The following is a 23,906-nucleotide window of genomic DNA, read 5'->3' as shown; positions in this document are numbered from 1 at the left end:
GATTCCCGTCCGGCCGGGCTTCGGCATGCGGCGCCGAGGGCGTGGCCGGGCGGCTGCGGTCCCGGCCGAAAATCGTTGGTCCGCCGAATAAACCACCCGCGGCGCAGGATCACCGGAAGGAAGCAACGACAACGTTTTTGCACGGTCGGCCGGGGATCTCCGCGGTTACGGTTCCCCGGGATCTGGGCGGACGCCCAGACGTCTCCCTGCCTTACCCCGGTGATGAAGGAGAGCTCGACCGATGACCGTTGACACCAGCCCGGAAGCACAGCTGGATCCGCCCAAGCAGTCCAGCCTGGGCACGTCGGCCGCCCGCAACCTTGCCACCACGACCAAGTCCGCCCCGCAGATGCAGGAGATCACCTCCCGCTGGCTGCTGAGGATGCTGCCGTGGGTGGAGACCAAGGGCGGCGCCTACCGGGTGAACCGCCGACTGAGCTACACCGTCGGCGACGGGAGCATCGAGTTCGTCCAGGACGGTGCCCGTGTCCAGGTGATCCCGCGCGAACTGGGCGAACTGGCCCTGCTGCGCGGCTTCGACGACGAAGAAGTGCTGACGGCGATCGCCGGCCGCTGCGTCCAGCGCGATTTCCGTGCCGGGGAGGTGCTGGTCGAGCGGGGTGCCCCCGCCGAGCAGATCCACTTGATCGCCCACGGCCGGATCAGCCAGACCTCCGCGGGCAAGTACGGCGACGAGATCTCCGTCGCGGTGCTCGCCGACGGCGACCGGTTCGGCGAGAACGCCCTGTTGGACGCGGACGCCCGGTGGGACTACACCGCCACCGCCGAGACCCCCGGAACGCTCCTCACGCTCTCCCGCGCCGACTTCGCGGGCATCGTGAACTCGGCTCCGCACCTCCAGGAGCACATCCAGCGGTTCAGCTCGCTGCCCCTGCAGCGGCAGAACAAGCACGGCGAGGCCGAGATCGCGATGTCGGCCGGCCACACCGGCGAGGCCGAACTGCCCGGCACCTTCGTGGACTACGAGTCGAAGCCGCGCGAGTACGAGCTCTCCATCGCCCAGACCGTCCTGCGGGTCCACACGAGGGTCGCCGACCTCTACAACGGCCCGATGAACCAGACCGAGGAGCAACTCCGCCTCACCATCGAGGCCTTGCGCGAGCGCCAGGAACACGAGCTGGTGAACAACCGGGAGTTCGGCCTGCTCCACAACGCCGCCTTCAAGCAGCGGATCCAGACCCACTCCGGCCCGCCCACCCCGGACGACATGGACGAACTGCTCTGCCGCCGCCGCGGCACCAAGCTCTTCCTCGCCCACCCCCGCACGATCGCGGCGATCGGCCGAGAGATGAACGCCCGCGGGCTCTACCCGGACCACGTGGACGTGGGCGGACAGCAGGTCCCGGCCTGGCGCGGGGTCCCGATCCTGCCGTGCAACAAGATCCCCATCAGCAAGGAGAACACCAGCTCGATCCTCGCCATGCGCACCGGCGAGGACAACCAGGGCGTCATCGGCCTGCGCCAGACCGGCCTGCCGGAGGAGTACGAGCCGGGCCTGTCGGTCCGCTTCATGGGCATCGACGAGAAGTCGATCATCTCCTACCTGGTCACCACCTACTACTCCGCCGCGATCCTGGTGCCCGACGCCCTCGGCGTCATGGAGAACGTCCAGATCGCCCGCCGGAGCGACTGACCGGCCGGCAGGCCCCGTACGACCACAGCCCGGACCCTCCCGGGCCGGCCGAGCGCGCCCGGGATCCGGGACGGACCACCCATCTCACCAAGGAGTCACGGATGCCCGAGCCCGGGCTTTCCCCCGTGCAGTCGAGCCTGCCCGGTGCCGCCGCCGCGTTCGGGGCGCACGTCCTCGGCAGCGCCCAGACCCGCGCGACCGGCGGCCTGCCGGGTGCGCCCGTACTGCCGGGCCTGCCCACAGGACCCGGCCTGCCCTTCCCGTCGCCATCGGCGGCGCCGTCCACCACGGCGGCGCCGTCCACCACGGTCGACCCGGCCGTCTTACCCGCCCCGAGCGCCGCCCTGCGAAGGCTGCTGAGCGGACCCAGCGGCCTGGGCACGGAGGGCCTGCACCCGGCCCGCCGGGAGGAGCTCCCCGCACCCGCGGCGGTTGCGGAACCAGCGGCCCCGGCCGCCGGGAACCCGATCCCCGGCCTCTACTACCACCCCGTCCCGGAGCCCGACCCGGTGCGGGTGGAAGAGGTCAGCCGGCGGATCAAGGCCTGGGCGGTGGAGGAGGTCGACCTGTTCCCCGATGCCTGGGAGAACCAGTTCGACGGCTTCCACGTCGGGCGCTACATGGTGGCCTGCCACCCGGACGCTCCCACCATCGAGCACCTGATGGTCGCCACCCGGCTGATGGTCGCCGAGAACGCGGTCGACGACTGCTACTGCGAGGACCACGGAGGCTCGCCCATCGGCCTCGGCGGACGCCTCCTGCTGGCGCACACCGCCATCGACCCCCTCCACACGACGAAGGAGTACGAACCGCAGTGGGCGGAGTCGCTCCGGTCGGACGCGCCCCGGCGCGCCTACACCTCCGCCATGGAGTACTTCGTCCGGCAGGCCACCCCCTCGCAGGCGGACCGCTACCGGCACGACATGGCCCGGCTGCACCTGGGGTACCTCGCCGAGGCGGCCTGGAGCCAGACGGAGTACGTCCCCGAGGTGTGGGAGTACCTGGCCATGCGGCAGTTCAACAACTTCCGCCCCTGCCCCACCATCACCGACACCGTCGGCGGGTACGAGCTCCCGGCCGATCTGCACGCCCAGGCAGCCATGCAACGGGTCATCGCGCTCGCCGGGAACGCCACCACGATCGTCAACGACCTGTACTCCTACACCAAGGAACTGGCCGCCCCCGTAAGGCACATGAACCTTCCCGTGGTGATCGCCGACCGGGAGGGGACCTCCGACAAGGAGGGCTACCTGAAGGCGGTCGAGGTCCACAACGACCTCATGCACGCCTTCGAAGCGGAGGCCGCCGCCCTGGCCGCGGCCTGCCCCGTCCCCAGCGTGCTGCGCTTCCTGCGGGGAGTCGCCGTCTGGGTCGACGGCAACCACTACTGGCATCAGACCAACACCTATCGCTACAGCCTGCCCGACTTCTGGTAAAGGACGGACCTATTCGTGACCAGCATTGACCTGAACACCACCGCCAACGCCACCACCCCGGCCCCCGTGATCATCCCCGGGCCGGCCACCCCGTACCAAGGGGACATCGCCCGCTACTGGAACAACGAAGCCAGGCCCGTGAACCTGCGCCTCGGCGACGTGGACGGCCTCTACCACCACCACTACGGCATCGGCGACGTCGACCACTCCGCCCTCGGCGACACCGGCGACAGCGCCTACGAGAAGAAGCTGGTCGCCGAGCTCCACCGGCTGGAGTCGGCGCAGGCCGAAGTCCTCCTGGACCACCTCGGCCCCGTCACCCGCGAGGACACGCTCGTCGACGCCGGCTGCGGCCGCGGCGGTTCGATGGTGATGGCCCACCAGCGCTTCGGAGCCAAGGTCGAGGGCGTCACCCTGTCCGCCAAGCAGGCCGACTTCGCCAACCAGCGCGCCCGTGAGCTCGGCATCGAGGACCACGTCCGGGCCCGCGTCTGCAACATGCTCGGCACGCCCTTCGAGACCGGCCGGATCACGGCGTCCTGGAACAACGAGTCGAGCATGTACGTCGACCTGGACGACCTCTTCGCCGAGCACTCCCGCGTCCTCAAGGTCGGCGGCCGGTACGTGACCATCACCGGCTGCTGGAACCCGCGGTACGGCCAGCCCTCGAAGTGGGTCTCCCAGATCAACGCGCACTTCGAGTGCAACATCCACTCCCGCCGCGAGTACCTGAAGGCCATGGCGGACAACCGCCTCGTACCGCAGGCCGTCATCGACCTGACCCCCGCGACCCTGCCCTACTGGGAGCTGCGGGCCACGTCCTCGCTGGTCACCGGCATCGAGGAGGCGTTCATCGAGTCCTACAAGGACGGCTCCTTCCAGTACGTCCTGATCGCGGCCGACCGCATCTGACGAACGCCCGCGGCCGGGCCCGTCGTACGGACGGGCCCGGCCACGGGACGAGGCTCAGAGCAACCGGGCCGCACGCGCGAGGAGTTCCTCGTAGACCTCCGGGCGGTCCTGGTCGATCACGGGGAAGCCCCGTCCGAAGTCGCCGTTCACCCAGCGCGCCTCGATGCCGGGGTTGGCCATGTCGGTGCCGTCGTGGAGGAACACGTGGGGGCTGCAGTTGACCCGTCCCTCGCGCGCCGACTCGTACTGGGCCGTCACGGCGGCCCGCGCCGAGCCCGTGTCCAGGGCGCCCGCGAGCTCATCCACCTCGACGGCGCCCGTCGCGGCGGCCACCTCCAGGATGACGTGGCGCATCGAGATGCAGCGGCCCTCCGCCCAGAAGGCACGCCGCAGTGCCCGGTCGAGCCGTTCACTGGCCTCCAGGGACTGGGACTTGGCCGCGTGCACCGCTTCGAGCGCCGGCAGGGTGGTGACCGGGTAGGCCCAGTCCGGCCCCTGCCACAACTGCCAGCCCGCCTCCGGTTCGAGCGCGCCGAGCACCGAGATCTCGGAGTCGACGCCGGGACGGGCGTTGACCTCCCGGTTGAACAACTCCAGGGGGAAGGCCCGGAAGTCGAACCAGATCCGGCCCTCGAGACCCAGCTTGCGCCGGGTCTCGTGCAGCCGGTGGACGGCCACATGGGCGAAGGAGCAGTTCAGATCGGTGTAGACGCTGATCGTGTCGGGCGTCGCCGGCAACCGCGGGTCCACGCCCCCGCTGCTCGTCGCTCCGGGCGTTCCTGTCGCGGTCGTCGTTGTCACAGGGGTCAGCCTTCCTGTCCGGGCCGGGTGCTGTGGGAGAAGCGGGCCACGGTGACGTCCCCGGAGACGACCGAGCCCTCCCATCCGTAGACCTGTCCGAAGGATCCGGATCCGGTGTCCGCCGGGTGCCGCCTGGAGAAGGTGAGCGCGATCCGGTCGCCCGGCCGCACCGGCACGGCGTCCCGGACCGGCAGGTAGGCGTGCTTCCAGCTGTCCGAGGTCGTACGGGCCTGCGGATCCTCCGCCGCCACCTCGTCGCCGGAGATGTCCAGCGCCACGGTGTCCGAGAGGGTGGCCACGAAGTACCCCTTGAAGCCGGTGAACAGCCCCGCCCGCTGGACGGTGTACACGAGCGGGACCTCGTACGAGGTCTCCTGCGCGCCGTGCGCCCCCTCGAAGACGTACCGGCGCAGGAGCCGCGGCGCCGAGAGCTGGCCGCCGACCGGGATGATCGCGTCGTAGTAGAGGTCGAAGGCGTCCCGCGCGCCGCGCCCCTTCAGCAGCTCGGCGAACTCCGCCGGGCTTCCGGCGTCCTGCGGCGAGCCGTCGCGCACCGTGGTGTGCGCCACCTCCGCGGTGACCGGTACGAGATAGCTCTCCACGGCCACCGGGAGCATCGCGCCGCCCGGCCGCAGGAAGCGGCTGCGGGCGTCGTCGAGGATCGCGACGCAGTTCTCGTTGTCGGCGAGGTTGCCCATGATCTCGGAGATGATCAGGTCCACCCGCTCGGGCAGCTCGATGTCGAAGGAGAACCCGCGCAGCGGATGGAAACGGTCCCCGAACCCCGCCTCGGTGAGCCGGCGCGTCGCGGTCTGCAGGATCTTCTCGTTGAGGTCGATGCCGTAGACCCGGGCCGCTCCCGCCTCCAGCGCCCACTGGGCCAGGATGCCGGTACCGGTGCCCAGGTCGAGGACGGTGGCGCCCGGCCGCACCGCCTCGGTGACGGCCGCCTTGTATGCGGCCATGCGCAGCCGGTCGCCCAGCATGAGGTCGTGGAAGCCGTCGTCCCATTCGAGGAGCCGCTCGGAGGCCGGCAGCCAGACGTCCTGCGGCGCGTACAACTGCCCGAGCACGCCCGCGTGGTGCACCGTCAGCGGCTCCGCCGCCGCGCCGGACGCCGGGCAGCCGGTGGCGAGGTCGAAGCCGGTGCCGTGCAGCGGGCAGGTGATGCGCAGGGTCCGCGGATTGACCTGCCCGTGCACGAGCCGGCCGAGCCGGTGCGTACAGGCGGCGTCGATCACGAACTCCCGGCCCGCGACGCGGACCCGCACCCGGTCGCCCGGCAGCTCTTCCAGGACGGCGTCGCTCATGCCTCCTCCCGCGCACGCGCCACGGCGGCCTCGAAGGCGCCCCCGATCAGCCCGGACAGCAGCTGCGCACCGACCCAGAGCTTCGTCGCGTCGAGCCCGCGCACCGCCTCGTACTCCTTGATCGCGGTCTGCATCTCCCGCATGTGGAAGGTGTCGATGTGCAGGTGTTCGGTGTAGTACCGGCCCTGCGCGATCCCGAGCCGGGTACAGGCGCGGGCCTGCACGGTGAAGGCGTCGGGGATGCTCGCCTCCAGGTAGGCGAGGGCGCCGAGGAAGTACTCGACGTCGGCGGCGCGCTGGGTGAGCCAGTAGAAGACGTTGAGGAAGGCGTACGTCTCGTCGGAGGTGGTGTCGAGGAAGCTCTCCAGCTCCTGGGGGAGCCCCAGTTCGGCGAGCAGGTCGAGGTAGAGCTTGGAGTGGGTCTGCTGGAGGTTGCCGCAGCCGAACTCGTCGATGAGCACCCGCATCACGGCCATCTGTGCGCGGAGGGGGAGTCGGGGTATCGCAGGGAAGAAGTTCTGCGCCTCGGTCAGTCCGTCGAGGGCGAACTCCCGCACGACGTGGGCGAACTGCTCCCGGGTGGCCTTCTCGGCGAGGAAGCTTCCGGCCGCGCTGCCCTCGCGTTCGAGGGCCAGCAGCCCGGCGAGGCGCTCCTTCCACTCCGCGCGGTCGGCGAGCGGCGGCGTGCGCTCGGCGAGCTCCTCGACCAGGGGCTCGATCCAGGCCGCCTCCAGGTCCTCGATCAGGGCGAGGTCCGTGGAGTTGTGGAGGGCGCGGTTGAGGAGGAACAGCCGCTTGAGGGGGCTGTCGGTGGGCTTCGGTGTCACGTTGAGCACGGGACCTCCCGGTCGGTCTCGATCACGGCGCGCCGCAGCAGTTCGGTCTTCAGCGAGCGGTACCAGTCGTCCCGGTCCAGGCCGTACCGGGCGTAGGCGGCGTGCAGTTGTGCCGCCCGCTCCTCGCTCCGGTCGGTCAACAGGGCCTTGCAGAGCTCCGGTTCGACGTTGCCGAGAGCCACGACCCAGCCGTCGACGGGCCCGGAGTCCAGCAGGAGGTGTTCGAGCCCCTGGACCACGGGTACGCCCGGGCCGGCGGCGAGCAGTGCCCGGGTGAAATCGGGGTCCCCTGCGGAGTCCTTGACCCCGGCCACCCCCGGCAGCGCGCAGATGCGCAGCAGGGTCCCGAGTTCGATGCCGTTCCCGGAGACGGCCGACTCGTGGTAGACGATCACGGGCAGTCCCGCTCCGGCCACGGCCTCGAAGTGGCGGTACATCTCCTCCTGCGTCACGTCCGCCCCGTACGGGGTGGTGACCACGACCGCGGCGGCGCCGAGTCCGCCCGCACCGCGGGCGAGGGCGAGGGCCTCGGCGGTGGTGGGCCGCAGGATGCCGGCCAGGACGGGTAACCCGTCGGCGTACCGCACGGCGGAGGTCACGGTGTCCCGCCACTGCCGGTCCGAGAGGGATCCCCCCTCGCCGGTGCTCAGCGCGGGCAACAGGGCGTCCGCGTAAGGCCGTACGGTCGCGATCAGGCGGGCCGTGCTCTTCTCGTCGATCTCGCCCGCCGCGTCGACCGGGGTGACGAGCGCGGTGGTCATTCCGGTGATCATCGGTCCTCCGTCACAGGGCTTCGGCCGGCACGCGCAGGGCGAGGGACTGCTGGTAGAGGCCCTCCAGCGGCTCGGGGAAGCGGGCTTCCGGCCCGTCGGCGCCGGCCACGGCGCGCAGCGCGAACCCGGTCGTGGCGGCGAGGCGCGGGCTGGCCGTGTGCAGCAGCCCCTCGCGGCCCTGGACCATGCCCAGGAGCAGCCGCTCGTGCACGGGAAGGGACCGGGGCAGCTCCGCACCGGTGCCGCGCAGGACGTCGGCCTCCTCGTAGCCGAGCCGCCGGATGTCCATGACGGTGTGCAGATTGTCCATGAACGGGTAGTAGGCGTCCTGGAGTTCGCGGGAGAAGCCCCAGATGATGTCGTCGCAGCGGCCCACCTGCTCCAGGCTCATGACAATGGTGCCGTCGAGCCGGTCCACGAAGAAGGCCTTGCAGGCGCGGCGTACGTCCTCGTCCTCGCTGTTCATGCCGAGGAAGAGCGCGGCGTCGGCGTACTCGTCGCCGTACGTGCCGGGGGCGGTCGGGTCAGACGGCATGGCGGTCGAGCACCTCGCGCATCCGGGCCATGGCGTCGGAGAACACCTGCGGGTCGCGCGCGAGGGCGAAGCGGACGAAGGCCTCGCCGCGGTCGGGCTGGCTCCAGTAGAAGAACCGGCCCGGCAGGACGTACACCTCGGCCTCGGCCAGGAGGCGCTGCAGTTCGGTCGCGGTCAGCTCCGGGTGGTTGATGCGCGCCCAGGCGACGCTCACCCCGGCGACGGGCTCCTGGTACTCCAGGATCGTGCCGTCGATCGCCTTGCGTATCGCCTCGCGGTTCTGCGTGAGGACCTCGCGGACGGAGGCGAGCTGGTCGCGCGTGGAGTCCTGGACGTACTGGGTCAGCATGTTGAGCACGAAGGGCGAGACGTTGAGCAGCACGCTGGTGTGCAGGTTGTAGACGTCCTCGCGGATGTCGTCGCTGGCCGTGATCATGGCCGCCTTGGCGTCCTGGACGGGCCAGGTCTTGCCCGTGTCCTCGATGGCCAGGTACGAGATGCCGGAGCTCTCCAGGAGCTCGTAGATGTCGAAGCGGGCGAGCTTCTCGTCGTAGAGCGTGAACGAGGCGAAGCAGAAGTCGATGACCAGCAGCTTGTTGTGGTCCTTGCAGAAGCGGACCACCTCCTCGAAGCCCTTGCGGCCGTGCTGGAGCAGCGTGAAGCCGGTGGGGTTGTTCGGGTCGACGAGGAACAGGGCGTCGGTGCGGACCAGGCGCTTGAGCTCCGAGTAGATCCGGTCCGGATCGTGCAGCGCCGACTCCTCGATCGGGTACATCGGCACGCCCATGTTGTTCAGGACGTCGTAGAGGTTGTCGAAGCAGGGCTCGACCAGCGTGACCGACTTGCGCTGCTGCTTGAGGTACATGCCGGCGACCATCGTCGAGATCGACGCGGCGTAGGAGAGCAGGGTCTTCTTCCTGGCCAGGGCGGTGTCCTGGCGGTGGAGGGTGAAGAAGGCCTCGATGAAGCGCTCCTCGGCCGTCGCCTGCAGCCCGCGCTCCGCCTCGTACCAGAGCTCGGGCAGCCGGGCGACGATCTCGCGCTGGCTGTCCGACTGCTGCTGGTGGGTGTGGGCGTCGGCGAGGTTGAACCTGGTGCGCAGCGCCTGGATCTCGTGCTGGGTCAGGTCCAGGAGCTGGTTGTCCGGGCTGGCCGGGCTGATGTGCGTGGTCATGCTTCCTCCGGTCGAGGGCGGGCGTGCCAGGGGGAGTGGTGTGCGCTCGGGGCGCGGCGCGTTCGCGGTGGGCGGGATCAGCTGCCGGTCGGGCTGACGGAACTCTCCCGTGGGCGGCCGGCTTCTGAAGGGAAGGCAGTGCGGCGGCCCTTGAGCTGTGTCATGGTGTCCGAGTAACCGGACTGCGGTCCGTTTCGGCAACGACCCTGACACATCGTGTTCACGGGGGCAAGCAAACAAACGGCGATGAACGGCAGTTGGGGGTTAGGTGTGGTCGTGGCCCACCAGGCGCACATGATGTCCGAGATGGGTACACTCGCGACAACCCACATACCTGCGACGAGTACGACGACCAGGACGGCTACGACGTCACGGACGAAGACACAGCATGACCAGAGGGTCGCCTGAAGTGACCGAGCTCATCCGGAAGCCGGTCCGCGAGCGGGCGGACGCGGCGCGCAACCGCGACCGCATCCTGGTGGTCGCCGCCGAGCTCTTCGGGGAGCACGGGGTCGAGAACGTGTCCCTCGATGCCATCGCGGCGCGCGCGGGCGTCGGCAAGGGCACGCTGTTCCGCCGGTTCGGAAGCAAGTCCGGGCTCGCCGTGGCCCTGCTCGACGCCCAGGAGCGCGAGCTCCAGAGCAGGATGCTGTTCGGGCCGCCGCCCCTGGGGCCCGGAGCCGACGCGAGCACGCGGATCACCGCCTTCTTCGATACGTACCTGGACCTCCTCGACGCGAACCTGGAGCTGGTCCGGCTTTCCGAGACCACCGCGCCCGGCGTCCGGTACCAGATCGGCTCCTACTGCCTGTGGCAGCGCCACCTGGCCATCCTGCTGGCCGAGGCGCGGCCGGAGCTGGACGCCCAGGCCACCTCGCACCTGCTGCTCGCCATGGTCGACGCCGACCTCCAACAGGCCCTGCGGGACAGTGAGTTCACCCACAGCCGGATCCGCGGAGCACTGGGCGAGATGGTGCGGCGGGTCCTGGAAACCTGACGGTCACGTCGTCGGCGACGCGGTCAGGACGCGGGCAGGGGTGGTCCCGGTACGGCAGGGGCCGTACCGGGACCGGCAGGGCGACGCGCAGGGCGTCAGACCTCCCTGACCGCCTCGATCTCCAGCGAGAGCTCGATCTCCTTGGAGACCAGGAACCCGCCGGTTTCCAGGGCCATGTTCCAGGTCAGGCCCCAGTCCTCGCGGTTGATCTTGCCGCGCGCCGAGAAGACCGTACGGTCGTTGCCCCACGGGTCCTTGGCGTGGCCCAGGTAGTCGACGTCGAGCTCGACGCGCCGGGTGAAGCCCTTGATCGTGAGATCTCCGGCGAGCGTGCCGCTCGTACCGTTCCAGCTCACCGACGTCGAGGTGAACGTCGCCCGGGGGTGCTCGGCCACGTCGAAGAACTCGGCGGACCGCAGGTGGTCGTCCCGGGCGGTGTCCCCGCTGTTGACGCTCGCCATGTCGATCACCGCGGTGACCTTGCTGTCCTCGGGCCGCTCGCCGATGTAGACGGTGGCGTCGACACCGGTGAACCGGCCGCGCACCTTCGTGAGCATGAAGTGCCGGCCGAGGAACCCGACCTCGGCGTGCCCCGGGTCGACCTTCCAGTCGCCCACGGCGGGGAGTTCGACCCCGTCTACGGTGCGGGTCGGGGATGTCGCGCTACTGGTCATCGTCCGTTCCTCCTGCTCGTGTGTGGACGCTGCGCTCAGACGCCGGACTCGGTCGGGAGGCCGCCCCCGATCCAGTCCTCCTTGCCGTCCTTGTACGTGAAGACCTTCGAGTAGCCGAGCTCCGCGAGCCGCTCGGCCGCGATTCCCGAGTTGGAGCAGGTCGTACCGGTGCAGTAGACGATGACCTCGGCGTCCTTGTCGGGGAGCAGACCGGGGGCCAGCGCGTCGACGTCGTCGACGGGGAGGAGCAGCGCGCCCGGCAGGTGCGCCTCCTTGTAGTACTGCTCGGGCAGGGCCTCGACGACCGCGGCCTTGCCGCCGTCGAGCTTCTGCTTGACCTCGTCGCGGGAGAGGTTCTGAACCGCCATGTAGCCAGCCTCCGAAAATCAAGGATCAATAAGTGCGTACGCACGCACCTTAACAAGTATGTGCGGGCGCACGCAATGGGAGTAGGATCGCGGTGTGACCGGACAGGATGATCGACTCGAGGCGTGGCGGGCGATGCTCCTCGCGCACAACACCGCCGTCCGCGCCATCGAGAACGATGTGCAGCGCGACGGCCGGATCCCTTTGACGTGGTACGACGTACTGCTCGAACTCAAGGCGGCCGGGAAGCACGGGCTGCGCATGCAGGAAGTGGCCAACCGGGTCGTCCTCAGCCGCACCCGGGTCAGCCGCCTGATCGACGAGATGGTGCGCGCCGGCCTCGTGGACAAGCTGCCCGACCCCCACGACAAGCGGGCCTCCTGGGCCGTCATCACCCCGGCGGGGGCCGAGGCCCACCGGGCGACCGCCCCGGTCTACATGCGCAGCATCCAGAAGCACTTCTCCGCGCACCTCACCGACGAGGACGCCGCGGTGATCGCCCGCGCGCTGTTCAAGGTCGCCCAGCCCGAATCCGACATCCGGCTGGGCTGACCTCCGGCCGGGCCGGCGTCCGGGCCTGCCGGCATCGGGGCAGGTCGACGTCCGGGCAGGTCGGAGCCCGGACGGGACGGCGCGTCCACCTCGTGCACCGTGCGCGCAAACCCGTACGGGCGAATCCGGGCCGGGCCCGCCGCTCCGTGCGGCGGGCCCGGCCCGTTCCTCATGCGCAGGAGGCGCAGAGCCCCCGGTAGGTGACCTCGACCCCGGACACCGTGAAACCGAACCGCTCCTCGGCCGGGAGGCCGGCCAGCGGGTCGCCGGTGGGGTGCACGTCGCGGATCAGGCCGCAGCCCGAGCACACGAGGTGCTGGTGCGGATGGTGCGCGTTGGGGTCGTACCGTTTGGCCCGGCCGTCGGTGGTGACCTCCATGACCTCGCCGAGGGAGACCAGCTCGCCCAGGGCGTTGTAGACGGTGGCGCGGGAGATCTCGGGCAACCGCGCCACCGCGCGGGCGTGCACCTCGTCGGCCGTGAGGTGCACGTGGTCACCGTCGAGCACCTCGGCGACCACACGCCGCTGCGAGGTCATCCGCCAGCCGCGTTCGCGCAGCCGCTCCAGCAGGTCACTCATATTGGCTCACCGTTTTCGAGTTCGGCGGGGCAGGTCGGCGGGACGCTCCGGAAACGTACCGCCACGGTCCGGGATCCGACTGGATGCGGGCTTGGTGTCGTTCTTGACTTGGATTGCGTCCATCGTAGGATCGGTCGTGTTGATAGCCAAGGGACAGGAACGGTCCGGAGCAGCGCGAGACTGGACGTGAGACCGTCCGCGACGGTGACCGCCCCGGCGTCAGGACGACCGTGAAACCGAGGCCCCCCGCGGGCCCCGTGCCCCAGAAATGTTCCATCGCATGCAGTTCCTGATCACCGTGACCCCCGGTCCGGTCCGGAAGGATTCCCATGTCTGAGAACCATGACGCAATCGTCACCGATGCGAAGTCGGAGGGCGGCGGTGGCTGCCCGGTCGCGCACGAGCGGGCCGCGCACCCGACCCAGGGCGGCGGAAACCGCCAGTGGTGGCCGGAGCGCCTCAACCTGAAGATCCTCGCCAAGAACCCCGCCGTGGCCAACCCCCTCGGCGAGGGGTTCGACTACGCCGCCGCGTTCAACGCGCTCGACCTCCCGGCGGTCAAGCGGGACATCGCGGAGGTGCTGACCACCTCGCAGGAGTGGTGGCCCGCCGACTTCGGCCACTACGGCCCGCTCATGATCCGCATGGCCTGGCACAGCGCGGGCACCTACCGCATCAGCGACGGCCGCGGCGGCGCCGGAGCCGGCCAGCAGCGGTTCGCCCCCCTCAACAGCTGGCCGGACAACGGCAACCTCGACAAGGCCCGCCGCCTGCTGTGGCCGGTCAAGAAGAAGTACGGCCAGAGCATCTCCTGGGCCGACCTCATGATCCTCACGGGCAACGTCGCCCTGGAGTCGATGGGCTTCGAGACCTTCGGCTTCGCCGGCGGCCGCCCGGACGTCTGGGAGGCCGACGAGGACGTGTACTGGGGTCCCGAGACCACCTGGCTCGACGACCAGCGCTACACCGGCGACCGCGATCTGGAGAGCCCCCTCGGCGCGGTCCAGATGGGCCTCATCTACGTCAACCCCGAGGGCCCCAACGGCAACCCGGACCCGATCGCCGCGGCCCGCGACATCCGCGAGACCTTCCGCCGCATGGCGATGAACGACGAGGAGACCGTCGCCCTCATCGCGGGCGGCCACACCTTCGGCAAGACCCACGGCGCGGGCCCGGCGGACCACGTCGGTGACGACCCCGAGGCCGCCCCGATCGAGGCGCAGGGCTTCGGCTGGGCCAGCACCTACCGCAGCGGCAAGGGCGCCGACGCGATCACCAGCGGGCTCGAGGTCACCTGGACCAGCACCCCGACCCGCTGGGGCAACGAGTTCTTCCGCAACCTCTTCGAGTACGAGTACGAGCTCACCCAGAGCCCGGCCGGTGCGAACCAGTGGGTGGCGAAGAACGCCGAGGCGATCATCCCCGACGCCTACGACGCGTCGAAGAAGCACCTCCCGACCATGCTCACCACCGACCTGTCGCTGCGCTTCGACCCGGTCTACGAGCCGATCTCCCGGCGCTTCTACGAGAACCCGGACCAGTTCGCGGACGCCTTCGCCCGCGCCTGGTACAAGCTGACGCACCGCGACATGGGCCCGGTCGTCCGCTACCTCGGCCCCGAGGTCCCCTCCGAGACCCTGCTGTGGCAGGACCCGCTCCCGGCGCCTTCCGGCGAGCCGGTCGGCGCCGCGGACATCGCCTCCCTCAAGGAGCAGATCCTCGGCTCGGGCCTCACCGTCTCCCAGCTGGTCTCGGCCGCCTGGGCGTCCGCCTCCTCCTTCCGCGGCAGCGACAAGCGAGGCGGCGCCAACGGCGGCCGCATCCGCCTGGAGCCGCAGCGCAACTGGGAGGTCAACAACCCGGACGACCTCGCGCAGGTGCTCCGCACGCTCGAGTCCGTCCAGAGCTCCTTCAACGCCGGTGCCAAGCAGATCTCGCTGGCCGACCTCGTCGTGCTCGCGGGCTCCGCGGCCGTGGAGAAGGCCGCCGCGGACGGCGGTGTCCGGGTCGAGGTTCCGTTCACCCCGGGCCGCGTGGACGCCACGGAGGAGCAGACGGACGTCGAGTCCTTCTCCGCGCTGGAGCCCTCCTCCGACGGGTTCCGCAACTACGTGGGCAAGGGCAACCGGCTCCCGGCCGAGTACCTGCTGCTCGACAGGGCGAACCTGCTCACTCTCAGTGCCCCCGAGATGACGGTCCTCGTCGGCGGCCTGCGCGTGCTCGGGGCGAACCACCAGCAGTCCACGGCCGGTGTCCTCACCGACCGCCCGGGCACCCTGACCAACGACTTCTTCGCCAACCTGCTCGACCCGGGCACGACGTGGAAGGCGACCTCCGAGGACGCCCACGCCTTCGAGGCCCGCGACGACTCGGGCAAGGTCCGCTGGACCGGCAGCCGGGCCGACCTCGTCTTCGGCTCGAACTCCGAGCTGCGCGCGCTCGCGGAGGTCTACGCGAGCGACGACGCGAAGGGGAAGTTCGTCAAGGACTTCGTCGCCGCCTGGGGCAAGGTCATGGACCTGGACCGGTTCGACCTCGTCTGATCCCGGCGACCGCGGCCCCGGCACCTGCCGGGGCCGCGGTGCCGCGTTCACCCGGACGGCGGAGCAGCGGGGGCCGCGCGCGCCGTGCCGGGGCAGTCTGTGCGTAGGACCGCCACCACCGCACAGACGAGGACCGCGCCATGTCCCACAGCAGGCGTATCAGCATCATCGCGGGAACGGCAGCGCTGCTGCTGACGGCCACCGCCTGCTCGGGCCTGGGCCGGAGCACCGTCGGAATGCTCGAGTTCCGCGGACACGACTCGCCGGTCGAGGTGAGCTACAGCAACACCTCCGTCAAGGGCTGCCACAAGATCGCCCTGCCGAAGGGGGCGACCCACGTGGAGAACAACACCCTCGTGGACGTCGTCCTCTACCAGACGGAAGACTGCCGCAAGCTCACCAAGGGCGACGGCACCTACGTGGCCACGACCCTCTCGAACGTCACGGCCCCCGAAGCCCTGCCCTGGCGCAGCTTCACCGTCATCCACTGACGCACGCCATCCACTGACGCACGCTCGCCGCGGCCGCCGCCCGGACGAACCGGCCGACACGGCATGCTGGGGCGGTGTCCTCTCCTTCCACGCATCCTCAACAGCCCGAATCCGCCGACCTGATGGTCGTGTGCGGGGACGACGGGCTCGCCCACCGGCTGGCCGCGGAGCTCCGTGACGTGTACGAGGAGCGGGTGACGCTGGTCGTGCCGGCAGCCCGCGAGGTGCGCCCCGGGGCCGGCGTCGGAGAGGGCCGGACGCGGACCCGGGTGGGGGCCGGGCGCGCGCTGCTGGGACGGTTTCCGGCCGCGCGGATCCGTACGGCCGCCGCGGACCGGGCCGGCGCGGGGGAGGCGCCCGTACCCGACATGCGGGTGCTGGAGGCTCCCGCCCCCGACGAAGAGGCCCTCGCCGCCGCCGGGGTGGCCGGGGCGGCCGCGCTGGCGCTCGTGTACGAAGACGACGAGACGAACGTACGAGCCGCCCTGACGGCCCGGCGGCTGAACCCCAGGCTGCGGCTCGTCATCCGCCTCTACAACCGCAAACTCGGCCAGCACCTGGAGGAGTTGCTCGACCAGGCGGCGCGCGTCGCGGAACCGGGGCTCGACCGGAGGGGGCTCGACTCCGCCACGACCGTGCTCTCCGACGCCGATACGGCCGCCCCCGCACTCGTCGCCTCCGCCGTCGCCGGCACCAGCAAGGTGATCCAGGCCGACGGGCTGCTCCTGCGCGCGGTGGAACGCACGCCGCCCGGCCCAGGCGAGGTGGCCGACCCGGGCCTGTGCACGCTGGCCCTGCTCTCCGCCACCGCCGGGGACCCGGCAGGCGCCGACGGATCGGAGCTCGGCGGGGACCGCGGCCCGCAACTCCTCCCGGACGCAGGGTCCGTGGCGGCCGCGACCGGGCGCGGGATCGTCGCACTGGAAGCGGTCTCCCACGCCGCGTCCGCAGCGGAGGGGCGACGGCTGAACCAGGTCTCCCTGCCGGTGGGTTCGCTGTTCTCCCGCAGGCTCCGCTGGTCGCTGGCCGGGATCACGGCCGCAGTGGGCGCCCTGGCCGTCGCCTCCTCGCTGGTCACGGGCGACACCCCGCTGCACGCCGTCTACCTGACCCTGCTCGACGTCTTCGCGATCAACGACCCCGCGCTGGACCAGCCCACCGAGCGTCAGCTCCTGCAGATCCTGGCCGGGTTCGTCGGGCTGCTCCTGCTGCCCGTCCTGGTCGCGGCCGCGCTCGAGGCGCTGGGCGCGTTCCGTACCGCCACGGCCCTGCGCAGGCCGCCGCGCGGGCTCTCCGGGCACGTCGTGCTGCTCGGTCTCGGCAAGGTCGGCGCCCGGGTGCTCGCGCGGCTGCGGGAGCTGGGGATCCCCGTGGTGTGCGTGGAGTCCGAGCCCGGGGCCCGGGGGGTCGCCCTCGCGCGCCGCCTGCACGTGCCCGTCGTGCTCGGCGACGTCACCGACGAAGGCGTCCTGGAGGCCGCCCGGATCCACCGCGCCGCCGCGCTGCTGGCGGTGACCAGCTCGGACACCACCAATCTGGAGGCCGCGCTCTACGCCCGCTCGGTGAAACCCGACGTACGGGTGGTGATGCGGCTGTACGACAACGAGTTCGCCACCGCCGTCTACCGCACCCTGCGCGAGGCCCACCCGGCGGCCCTGACCCGGAGCCGCAGCGTCTCCCATCTGGCGGCGCCCGCGTTCGCCGGGGCGATGATGGGCCGCCAGGTGCTCGGCGCGATCCCGGTGGAGCGCAGGGTGCTGGTGTTCGCGGTGCTGGAGGTGGCCGGCCATCCCCAGTTGGAGGGCCGGACCATCGCGGAATCGTTCCGGCCCGGCGCCTGGCGGATCGTCGCCCTGGACCGTGCCGCCGCGGCGAACCGCCGCCCCGGCCTCGCCACGGAGCCCGGCTACGACACGGCCAGGCGGCCCGCCCTGGTGTGGGACCTGCGGCCCGGCCACGTGCTGCGGCCCGAGGACCGCGTGGTCGTGGCCGCCACCCGGCGCGGCCTGGCGGAACTGCTCGGCCGCGGGCAGGCCCGTACGGCCGGGGGCGCGGAGGCCGGGGCGGGTCAGCCCTTCTGATCCGGCGGCGCCGGCTCGGCATCGCCGTGGGGCAGGACGTGGTGGGTGCCGTGCCCGGCGGCGTCCACGTGCACCACGTGGCTGCCCACCCGCACGGTCTGGGTGCCCGCGGCGAGCCAGCAGCCGGTGGGTCCCTGGGCGTGCGGCAGCGGGGTCCACACCTCCAGGAAGGTGCTGCCGTCGAGGTTGGTGCCCGTCTCGACCAGGGACTCGCCGTCGGGGCGCAGGACTCCGACGTCGTGGCCGGGCGTGCCGACGTGGTGGTGGAAGGTGACCTGCCGGCCGTCGTACGAGGTGCTCCCCGCGAACCCGCGGCTGTCCGCGTACAGACTGCCGGTCTGCAGCCACACGACGTGCTCGGTCTCCCGGAGCGGTCCGCCGTCGCGGCTGATGCCGGCCCGCAACCAGGCGCCACGGCGGGGCGCGTCCACGGCCGGTCCCTCGGGCACGGTCGCCACGGCCGCGAGCGCGGCGAGCAGTTCGCGTTCGCGGTCGGGGCCGAGGCCCGCGCGCCGGGGCCGGTCCAGACCCCGTTCGCGCTCCCAGCGCAGGGTGTCGGCCAGCAGCTCGGCCCGGGGGCGGTGGCGCAGGCCCACCGCGCGCGCCGCCGCCCCGCTCCGTGCCGCCCAGCCCTCCCAGCCCTTCTCGACGACCCACATCGGCAGCGAACCGGGGCCCATGTACTCGGCCACGCCCTGGGCGAGCAGCCACTCGGAACCGGCGGGGACCACCGGACCGGTGTGCCCCCCGGCGGCGCGGGACAGTTCGATCCACCGCGCGAGCGGAACCACCGGGCCGACGGCGTCGTAGGTACCGGTGGTTCCGTTCGCCGCGCAGTCGAGGAGCCAGCCCGCGAGGTCCCGTACGTCGACGGCCTGGGTGGCGAGGTCCGGTTCGTCGGGTACCAGCATCGGCCCCACCGGATCGGCCGCGGCGCGGGCCGCCCAGTAGCCGGAGCGGTCGCTGTGATCGCCCGGGCCGCCGATCAGGCCGGCGCGGGCGATCAGGAGCCGGTCGCCGACGGCGGCCGCGGAGGCCTGCTCACAGGCGACCTTGGCCTCCCCGTACACCGAGCGGTCGGCCTCGTCCGCCCCGGCCGGGGCCAGCAGGGCCGCGGACTCGTCGGCGTCCGGGGCCGCGTGCGAGGCGTAGGCGCTGATGGAGGAGACGTAGGTCCAGTGCCCGGCCCGGTCCGCGAGCGCGGCCAGCGCCCCGCGCACGAACCCCGGCTGCCAGGACACCTCTACGACCGCGTCCCACGCGCGGTCCAGCAGGGCTTCGTACGCCGAAGGGCTCTGCCGGTCGGCCACCACGAGCCCGGCCCCGTCCGCGACCGCGCCGCTCTCGCCGCGCGCCAGGCAGGTCACCCGGTGACCCCGTCCGATCGCCTGCCGGGACAGCTCGCGCCCCAGCCAAGCCGTTCCGCCCAGAATGAGGATCTCCATCGCTCCAGCCAAGCACTGAGCCCGCCGGATTCCGAGGCCGTTCACCGACAGCGCAGGGCTCCCACCTGCCGACACCGTCCGTCCGCCCCGCGGTGACCCCCTTCGCTCCCTCCCGGTCCGCGGTGACCTACGATCTTGGTGCCCCGGGCGGGTCCGCCGCACGGGCGGGCGCCACTGAGAGCAAGGACGGACATGCACGACGGATTCGAGGGCGTCCCGCCCACCACCCTGGCCGACTTCCTGGGCCGCGAGCAGGTCATGGACATCGGCATCCGGCCGCTGTGGGACGCGCCGCGCGTCGCGGGACCCGCGTACACCGTGCGGTGCGAGCCCGGGGACAACCTGATGCTGCACGCGGCCATCTACCGCGCCGAGCCCGGCTCGGTCATCGTCGTGGAATCGGGTGACCTGGACTACGCGCTCGCCGGCGGCAACGTGTGCGCCGTCGCCCAGCGCCGCGGCATCGCCGCGTTCGTGCTCGACGGGCTCCTGCGCGACCTCGCGGAGGTGCGCGCGGCGGGCTTCCCGGTCTTCGCCCGCGGTGTCATCCCCATCCCGGGCGGCAAGAAGAAGCTCGGCGCCCTCGGCGGAGCCGTGCGGGTCGGCGGAGTGAGCGTGCACCCCGGTGACATCGTGGTCGCCGACGAGGAGGGCATCGTCGTCACCCCGGCCGCCCGGCAGGAGGAGATCCTGCGGGCTGCTCAGGACAAGCTGGCCAAGGAGGCGGGGGAGTCCCTGGACGCCTGGGAGGAGCAGCACCGCGCGCGCATCGAGAAGGCGCTGGGCGGCCTCGGCTTCACCGGTTGACCGCCGCCCCCTGACCTTACGGGCGCCGGCCCGGACGCCCTGCTCCGCCGCGTGCCCGGAGCCCGGTCACGCCCGGACCCGGCCGCATGACGCGACCGGGTCCGGGCCCGTGTGCGGCGTGTTCAGCCGCGGTCTTCGCCGCCCGGCCGGTCACCGCCGCCCTGCGGGGCGGTCAGCAGGACCTCGCGCAGCCGGGCGACCAGCGCGGAGGCGCTCTCCGGCTCGACACCGGCCCCCTCGGCGCGGGGGGCGCCGCCCGACAGCTGGTCGAGGCCGTCGGAGAGGACGTCGGCGTAGGCCTGCTCCTTCTCCACCATGCCGCCGGGCTGGCGCAGCCCGATGGTGACCTCGATGGCCTTGCCGATCAGTGCGGTCATCACGAACGAGAACAGCCCGAGCACCACCGTGGCGGTGAGCTGCTTGCTCAGCAGGTCCCAGGAGCCGCCGTAGAAGAGGCCCTTGTGGCCCGTCAGCGTTCCCGTCGCGCAGAGGCCGGCCATGACCATGCCGACGATGCCGCCCCAGCCGTGGATGCCCACCACGTCCAGGGTGTCGTCCACGCCCAGCCGGTACTTCCAGCTGATCGCGAACGCGCAGGTCAGGCCGGCGAGGAAGCCGATGATGGTGGCCCATACCGGGCTCACCCCGCCGGCCAGCGGGGTCATGGCGACCAGTCCGGTGACGGCGCCCATGCACATGTCGAGCAGGCCGACCTGACGGGTGCGCCACCAGCTGGTCGCCGCCCAGCCGGCCATCGCCGCGCCCGCCGCGAGCTGGCTGTTGAGGAAGGCCATCGCCGCGCCGCCCGGGGTCTCCAGGGAGGAGCCGGTGTTGAAGCCGAACCAGCCGAACCACATGAGGGACAGCCCGATGACCACGAGCGGCAGGTTGTGCGGCCGGATGCCCTGGCGGTCGAAGTCCGCGCGCTTGCCCGCGACGATGGCGAGGGCGAGGCCGGCGGCCCCCGATCCGATCTCCACGACCGTGCCGCCGGAGAAGTCGACGGCGCCCAGCTGCTTGGCGACCCAGCCCTGCGGGTCGAACACCCAGTGGGCCATGGGGATGTAGACCAGCAGGGTCCACGCGATGACGAAGGCGATCCAGCCGCCCATCTTCGCGCGGCCCGCGATGGAGCCCGCGATCAGGGCCACGGTGACGACCGCGAAGGACAGGTGGAAGACCACGAAGGTGACCGTGGGCACGGAGCCGGTCAGCGACCCGGCGTCGATCCCGCGCAGGAAGGCGTGGTCGAGCGTGCCGATGACCCCGAGCCCGCCGGCGTCCGGGCCGAAGGCCAGGGAGTAGCCGATCGCGAACCAGAGCACGGTGACGATCACCATGCAGAAGAAGATCATCTTCAGCATGGCGACGATCTGGCCGGTGCGGACCATGCCGCCGTAGAAGAAGGCCACTCCGGGAGCCATCAGCAGCACCAGCGCCGTGGCCATCATCAGCCAGGACGCGTTGCCGGAGTCGGCGGCGGAGGGTGCGGCGGCGACCGCCGACACGGAGGCGGCCATCGTGTGCGCGGTCACTTGTCACGCTCCCGTCGGTCCAGCACGGACACGATCTCGGCGAGCAGCGCGGCGTCCTGCTGCTCCGTCGCGCTCTTGGACGAGCCCACCGCGGCGGTCTCGCGGGGCGCGGTCCCGGCTCCGCCGATCCGGTCGCGGATCTCGTCCAGGGTCGCGTTGTCGTAGGCGACCTCCTCGTCCCGGCCGGGTACGTTCTCGTACTCCTCCGAGGTGCGGAAGCCGACGGCCTTGTCGATCGCCTTGGCGATGAGCCAGGTCATCGCGAAGGCGAAGGTCCCCACCGCCAGGACGCCGACGGCCTGCCGCCAGAGCTGGTCCAGGCCGCCCCCGTAGAAGAGGCCCTTCTTGCCGCTCATCGCGGCCGTGGCGAAGAAGCCGATGGAGAGGACGCCGACGATGCCGCCCCAGCCGTGCACGCCGACCACGTCGAGGGTGTCGTCGACGCCGATCTTGTACTTCATGTTGATGGCGAAGCAGCAGACCACACCGGCGGTGAAACCGATGATCAGCGCGCCGAGCGGGGAGACCTCGCCGCAGGCGGGGGTGATGGCCACCATGCCGGCGACGGCCGCCGAGGCCACGCCCAGCATCTCCACGTGCCCCAGGCGCCACTTCTCGATGATCGGCCAGCCGATCATCGCGCCCGCGGCGGCCAGTTGGGTGTTGAAGAAGGTGGTGGGTGCACTGCCCTCGACCTGGAGTGCGGAGCCCGCGTTGAAGCCGAACCAGCCGAACCACAGCAGCGCCAGACCGATGATGACCAGGGGCAGGTTGTGCGGGCGGATCGTCTCGCGCTCGAAGTCCTTGCGCTTGCGCAGCACGATGGCCACCGCGAGGCCCGAGGCCCCCGAGCTGAGCTCGACCGGCAGGCCGCCCGCGTAGTCGAGCGCGCCCAGGGACTTGTTGATCCAGCCGTCGGAGGCGAACACCCAGTGCGCGGTGGGCACGTAGACCAGCATGGTCCAGGCGACGACGAAGACCAGCCAGCCCTTCATGGTGGCGCGGCCCGCGATCGAGCCGCTGATCAGCGCCACCGTGATGATCGCGAAGGACATCTGGAAGCAGGCGAAGATGACCGTCGGGATGGAGCCGTGCAGGGAGTCCATCCCGATGCCGCGGAAGAAGGCGTGGTCGAGATTGCCGATCATGCCGCCGCCGGCGTCCTTGCCGAAGGCGAGGGAATAGCCGACCGCCACCCACAGGATGGTCACCAGCGACAGGCAGGCGAAGCTCATCTTGAGCATCACCAGCACGTGCTTCGTTTGGACCATGCCCCCGTAGAAGAAGGCGAGGCCGGGGGTCATCAGCAGCACCATGGCGGTGCTCGCCATCATCCAGGCGGTGTTACCCGTATCGTAGCCACTGGGCATCTGGTGGAACTCTCTCTGGTCGTGAACAGGCAGGAGGGAGCGGGTGGTTCAGGTCTTGCGCAGGTCCGGTGCGGGTACGCCGATCAGCCTGCGCCGCACCGCGTCCCAGGCGGCCCCGAGCGCCCGGGTGACGCCCTCGGTGTGCTCCCCGAGCACCCGCACCCAGGCCCCGCAGTCCTGCGGCAGCACGCTGACCCCGTACGGGAGTCCGCGGCCGGCCAGGGTCGTGTGCAGCAGGTCGGCGAGCTCGCGGGCCGGTGCGAGCGGGGTGACCGCGAAGAAGCAGGCCATCACGGAATGGCCGGCCAGCACGGCGGGCCCGTCGACGGAGCGGCCGCCGTGCTCCCCGGCCCCGCCCGGTTCCAGCCGTACGGTGTCCAGTGCCACCAACTCGCCGTCCGGGCGGCGCAGTTCCAGGTCGGAGGTGAAGACCTGGTACGCATTGCGCTCGCCGTGGGCCAGCCGGCCGGCCAGGACGGTCTCGCTCGCCAGCACGGTGGCCGTGGGGTCGGCGGTGATCACCGTGCGCTGGTAGAAGCGGGAGTCGACGTAGGGGATGACCGGATCAGGCAGGTACTCGACGTACGCGTCCGGGCCGGCGGTCAGGAAGGTCTGGGCGACGGCGTAGTCGTGCTCCATCCGGTAGACCTTCGTGGCCGCCTGCGTGGTGACGTGCCCCGAGGTGCCGGGGCCGAAGGACAGGTCGGTGCGCAGCCGGTCGGCCTGGATGACCCCGCCGCCCGTGGACATCAGGAAGGTGATGGGCAGGTCGGGGCGGTGCGGGTCGAAGTAGAGCGGCCGCATGATCTGGAGCGGGGACTTCTGGTAGTGCCGCACCAGCTCCGTGCGCCCGCCGACCTGCTCGAAGCCCAGCTCCAGCAGCCCCACCTTGCCGGGGCGCCCGACACCGAGGGTGTCGGGCACCGAGGAGTGCCGCAGTACCTCCAGGGGGACGCGCGGCGGTTCGTAGTGCGCGGCCTCCAGACGGCCGGGGGGCAGGAGGGTGTGGGGCGGGGTGTGGGGCGGAGCGTGCG

At 71.5% G+C, this 23,906-nt stretch carries 21 protein-coding genes and 1 pseudogene; 9 read left to right on the top strand and 13 right to left on the bottom strand.

Translation table 11 applies throughout. The annotated features are described in order from the left end of the window. The first annotated feature begins 241 nt into the window (after window positions 1-241). The 3 genes from ACZ60J_RS08915 (at window position 242) to ACZ60J_RS08905 (ending at window position 4,002) form a co-directional block, all read left to right on the top strand. Window positions 242-1,654 (top strand): family 2B encapsulin nanocompartment shell protein, encoded by a 1,413-nt coding sequence (locus ACZ60J_RS08915; RefSeq protein WP_469679934.1) that lies wholly within the window; start codon window positions 242-244, stop codon window positions 1,652-1,654. 101 nt (window positions 1,655-1,755) lie between these two features. Further along, window positions 1,756-3,090 carry a family 2 encapsulin nanocompartment cargo protein terpene cyclase gene (locus ACZ60J_RS08910; protein WP_469679932.1) on the top strand — a complete coding sequence of 445 codons (1,335 nt, stop codon included), beginning with the start codon at window positions 1,756-1,758 and terminating at the stop codon, window positions 3,088-3,090. 15 nt (window positions 3,091-3,105) lie between these two features. Continuing rightward, a complete protein-coding gene (locus ACZ60J_RS08905; protein WP_469679930.1) occupies window positions 3,106-4,002 on the top strand; it encodes a geranyl diphosphate 2-C-methyltransferase in 897 nt (298 codons plus the stop codon). A 54-nt stretch (window positions 4,003-4,056) separates the two neighbouring features. On the opposite strand, the gene ACZ60J_RS08900 is transcribed toward ACZ60J_RS08905, so the two are convergent. The 6 genes from ACZ60J_RS08900 to ACZ60J_RS08875 are packed head-to-tail and all read right to left on the bottom strand — an operon-like array spanning window position 4,057 to window position 9,431. Then, a complete protein-coding gene (locus ACZ60J_RS08900; RefSeq protein WP_469679929.1) occupies window positions 4,057-4,803 on the bottom strand; it encodes a DsbA family oxidoreductase in 747 nt (248 codons plus the stop codon). Window positions 4,804-4,808: 5 nt separating this feature from the next. After that, window positions 4,809-6,113, bottom strand: coding sequence for a methyltransferase domain-containing protein (locus ACZ60J_RS08895; protein WP_469679927.1), 1,305 nt, complete (start codon window positions 6,111-6,113; stop codon window positions 4,809-4,811). After that, window positions 6,110-6,949: an iron-containing redox enzyme family protein gene (locus ACZ60J_RS08890; RefSeq protein WP_469679926.1), complete on the bottom strand. Its 840-nt coding sequence runs from the start codon at window positions 6,947-6,949 to the stop codon at window positions 6,110-6,112. The genes ACZ60J_RS08895 and ACZ60J_RS08890 overlap by 4 nt, the downstream gene beginning before the upstream one ends. Beyond that, entirely contained in the window at window positions 6,937-7,722 is a 786-nt protein-coding gene (locus ACZ60J_RS08885; RefSeq protein ID WP_469679925.1) for a dihydrodipicolinate synthase family protein, read from the bottom strand. Before ACZ60J_RS08885 ends, ACZ60J_RS08890 begins: the two co-directional genes overlap by 13 nt. 10 nt (window positions 7,723-7,732) lie before the next feature. Next, window positions 7,733-8,257, bottom strand: coding sequence for a DUF6190 family protein (locus ACZ60J_RS08880; RefSeq protein WP_469679923.1), 525 nt, complete (start codon window positions 8,255-8,257; stop codon window positions 7,733-7,735). Further along, window positions 8,247-9,431, bottom strand: a complete 1,185-nt coding sequence (locus ACZ60J_RS08875) for an aminotransferase class I/II-fold pyridoxal phosphate-dependent enzyme (protein WP_469679921.1) — start codon at window positions 9,429-9,431, stop codon at window positions 8,247-8,249. Before ACZ60J_RS08875 ends, ACZ60J_RS08880 begins: the two co-directional genes overlap by 11 nt. A gap of 409 nt (window positions 9,432-9,840) precedes the next feature. Here ACZ60J_RS08875 and ACZ60J_RS08870 point away from each other — a divergent pair, with 409 nt between their 5' ends. Further along, window positions 9,841-10,428: a TetR/AcrR family transcriptional regulator gene (locus ACZ60J_RS08870; protein ID WP_469679919.1), complete on the top strand. Its 588-nt coding sequence runs from the start codon at window positions 9,841-9,843 to the stop codon at window positions 10,426-10,428. A gap of 95 nt (window positions 10,429-10,523) precedes the next feature. Here the strand turns inward: ACZ60J_RS08870 and ACZ60J_RS08865 are convergent, their stop codons facing one another. Together ACZ60J_RS08865 and ACZ60J_RS08860 are read right to left on the bottom strand one after the other, a co-directional pair. Continuing rightward, window positions 10,524-11,102 (bottom strand): YceI family protein, encoded by a 579-nt coding sequence (locus tag ACZ60J_RS08865; protein ID WP_274550934.1) that lies wholly within the window; start codon window positions 11,100-11,102, stop codon window positions 10,524-10,526. A gap of 35 nt (window positions 11,103-11,137) precedes the next feature. Continuing rightward, the gene (locus ACZ60J_RS08860; RefSeq protein ID WP_469679917.1) at window positions 11,138-11,470 is read right to left on the bottom strand and encodes a rhodanese-like domain-containing protein; all 333 of its coding nucleotides are present in this window, start codon (window positions 11,468-11,470) and stop codon (window positions 11,138-11,140) included. A 94-nt stretch (window positions 11,471-11,564) separates the two neighbouring features. Here ACZ60J_RS08860 and ACZ60J_RS08855 point away from each other — a divergent pair, with 94 nt between their 5' ends. Next, window positions 11,565-12,020 carry a MarR family winged helix-turn-helix transcriptional regulator gene (locus ACZ60J_RS08855; protein WP_382966422.1) on the top strand — a complete coding sequence of 152 codons (456 nt, stop codon included), beginning with the start codon at window positions 11,565-11,567 and terminating at the stop codon, window positions 12,018-12,020. Between the two features lie 169 nt (window positions 12,021-12,189). Here the strand turns inward: ACZ60J_RS08855 and ACZ60J_RS08850 are convergent, their stop codons facing one another. Continuing rightward, on the bottom strand, window positions 12,190-12,600 hold the full coding sequence (locus ACZ60J_RS08850; RefSeq protein WP_250738278.1) for a Fur family transcriptional regulator: 411 nt from the start codon (window positions 12,598-12,600) through the stop codon (window positions 12,190-12,192). A gap of 329 nt (window positions 12,601-12,929) precedes the next feature. Between ACZ60J_RS08850 and katG the strand changes: the two genes are divergently transcribed. The 3 genes from katG (at window position 12,930) to ACZ60J_RS08835 (ending at window position 17,715) form a co-directional block, all read left to right on the top strand. After that, window positions 12,930-15,143 (top strand): catalase/peroxidase HPI, encoded by a 2,214-nt coding sequence (katG, locus tag ACZ60J_RS08845; RefSeq protein WP_469679915.1) that lies wholly within the window; start codon window positions 12,930-12,932, stop codon window positions 15,141-15,143. Window positions 15,144-15,283: 140 nt separating this feature from the next. After that, a complete protein-coding gene (locus ACZ60J_RS08840; RefSeq protein ID WP_469679913.1) occupies window positions 15,284-15,634 on the top strand; it encodes a hypothetical protein in 351 nt (116 codons plus the stop codon). A 122-nt stretch (window positions 15,635-15,756) separates the two neighbouring features. Continuing rightward, window positions 15,757-17,715, top strand: a complete 1,959-nt coding sequence (locus ACZ60J_RS08835) for an NAD-binding protein (protein ID WP_469680272.1) — start codon at window positions 15,757-15,759, stop codon at window positions 17,713-17,715. A 464-nt stretch (window positions 17,716-18,179) separates the two neighbouring features. Here the strand turns inward: ACZ60J_RS08835 and ACZ60J_RS08830 are convergent. Then, window positions 18,180-19,160: pseudogene (locus ACZ60J_RS08830) on the bottom strand (NAD-dependent epimerase/dehydratase family protein); the annotation flags it as partial. 192 nt (window positions 19,161-19,352) lie between these two features. Here ACZ60J_RS08830 and ACZ60J_RS08825 point away from each other — a divergent pair. Next, entirely contained in the window at window positions 19,353-19,967 is a 615-nt protein-coding gene (locus tag ACZ60J_RS08825) for an RraA family protein (RefSeq protein ID WP_469679911.1), read from the top strand. 122 nt (window positions 19,968-20,089) lie between these two features. On the opposite strand, the gene ACZ60J_RS08820 is transcribed toward ACZ60J_RS08825, so the two are convergent. Genes ACZ60J_RS08820 through ACZ60J_RS08810 form a run of 3 tightly spaced genes read right to left on the bottom strand, consistent with a single transcriptional unit; the run spans window position 20,090 to window position 23,856 of the window. Further along, window positions 20,090-21,502, bottom strand: coding sequence for an ammonium transporter (locus ACZ60J_RS08820; RefSeq protein WP_469679909.1), 1,413 nt, complete (start codon window positions 21,500-21,502; stop codon window positions 20,090-20,092). Then, entirely contained in the window at window positions 21,499-22,872 is a 1,374-nt protein-coding gene (locus tag ACZ60J_RS08815) for an ammonium transporter (protein WP_469679907.1), read from the bottom strand. Before ACZ60J_RS08815 ends, ACZ60J_RS08820 begins: the two co-directional genes overlap by 4 nt. 48 nt (window positions 22,873-22,920) lie before the next feature. Then, window positions 22,921-23,856, bottom strand: a complete 936-nt coding sequence (locus ACZ60J_RS08810) for an urease accessory protein UreD (RefSeq protein WP_469680270.1) — start codon at window positions 23,854-23,856, stop codon at window positions 22,921-22,923. Window positions 23,857-23,906: the final 50 nt, after the last annotated feature.

This window comes from Streptomyces sp. NPDC104226 (assembly GCF_055584085.1).
The sequence above is the reverse complement of the archived record's forward strand: the minus strand, read 5'-3'. Positions and strand labels throughout refer to the sequence as shown.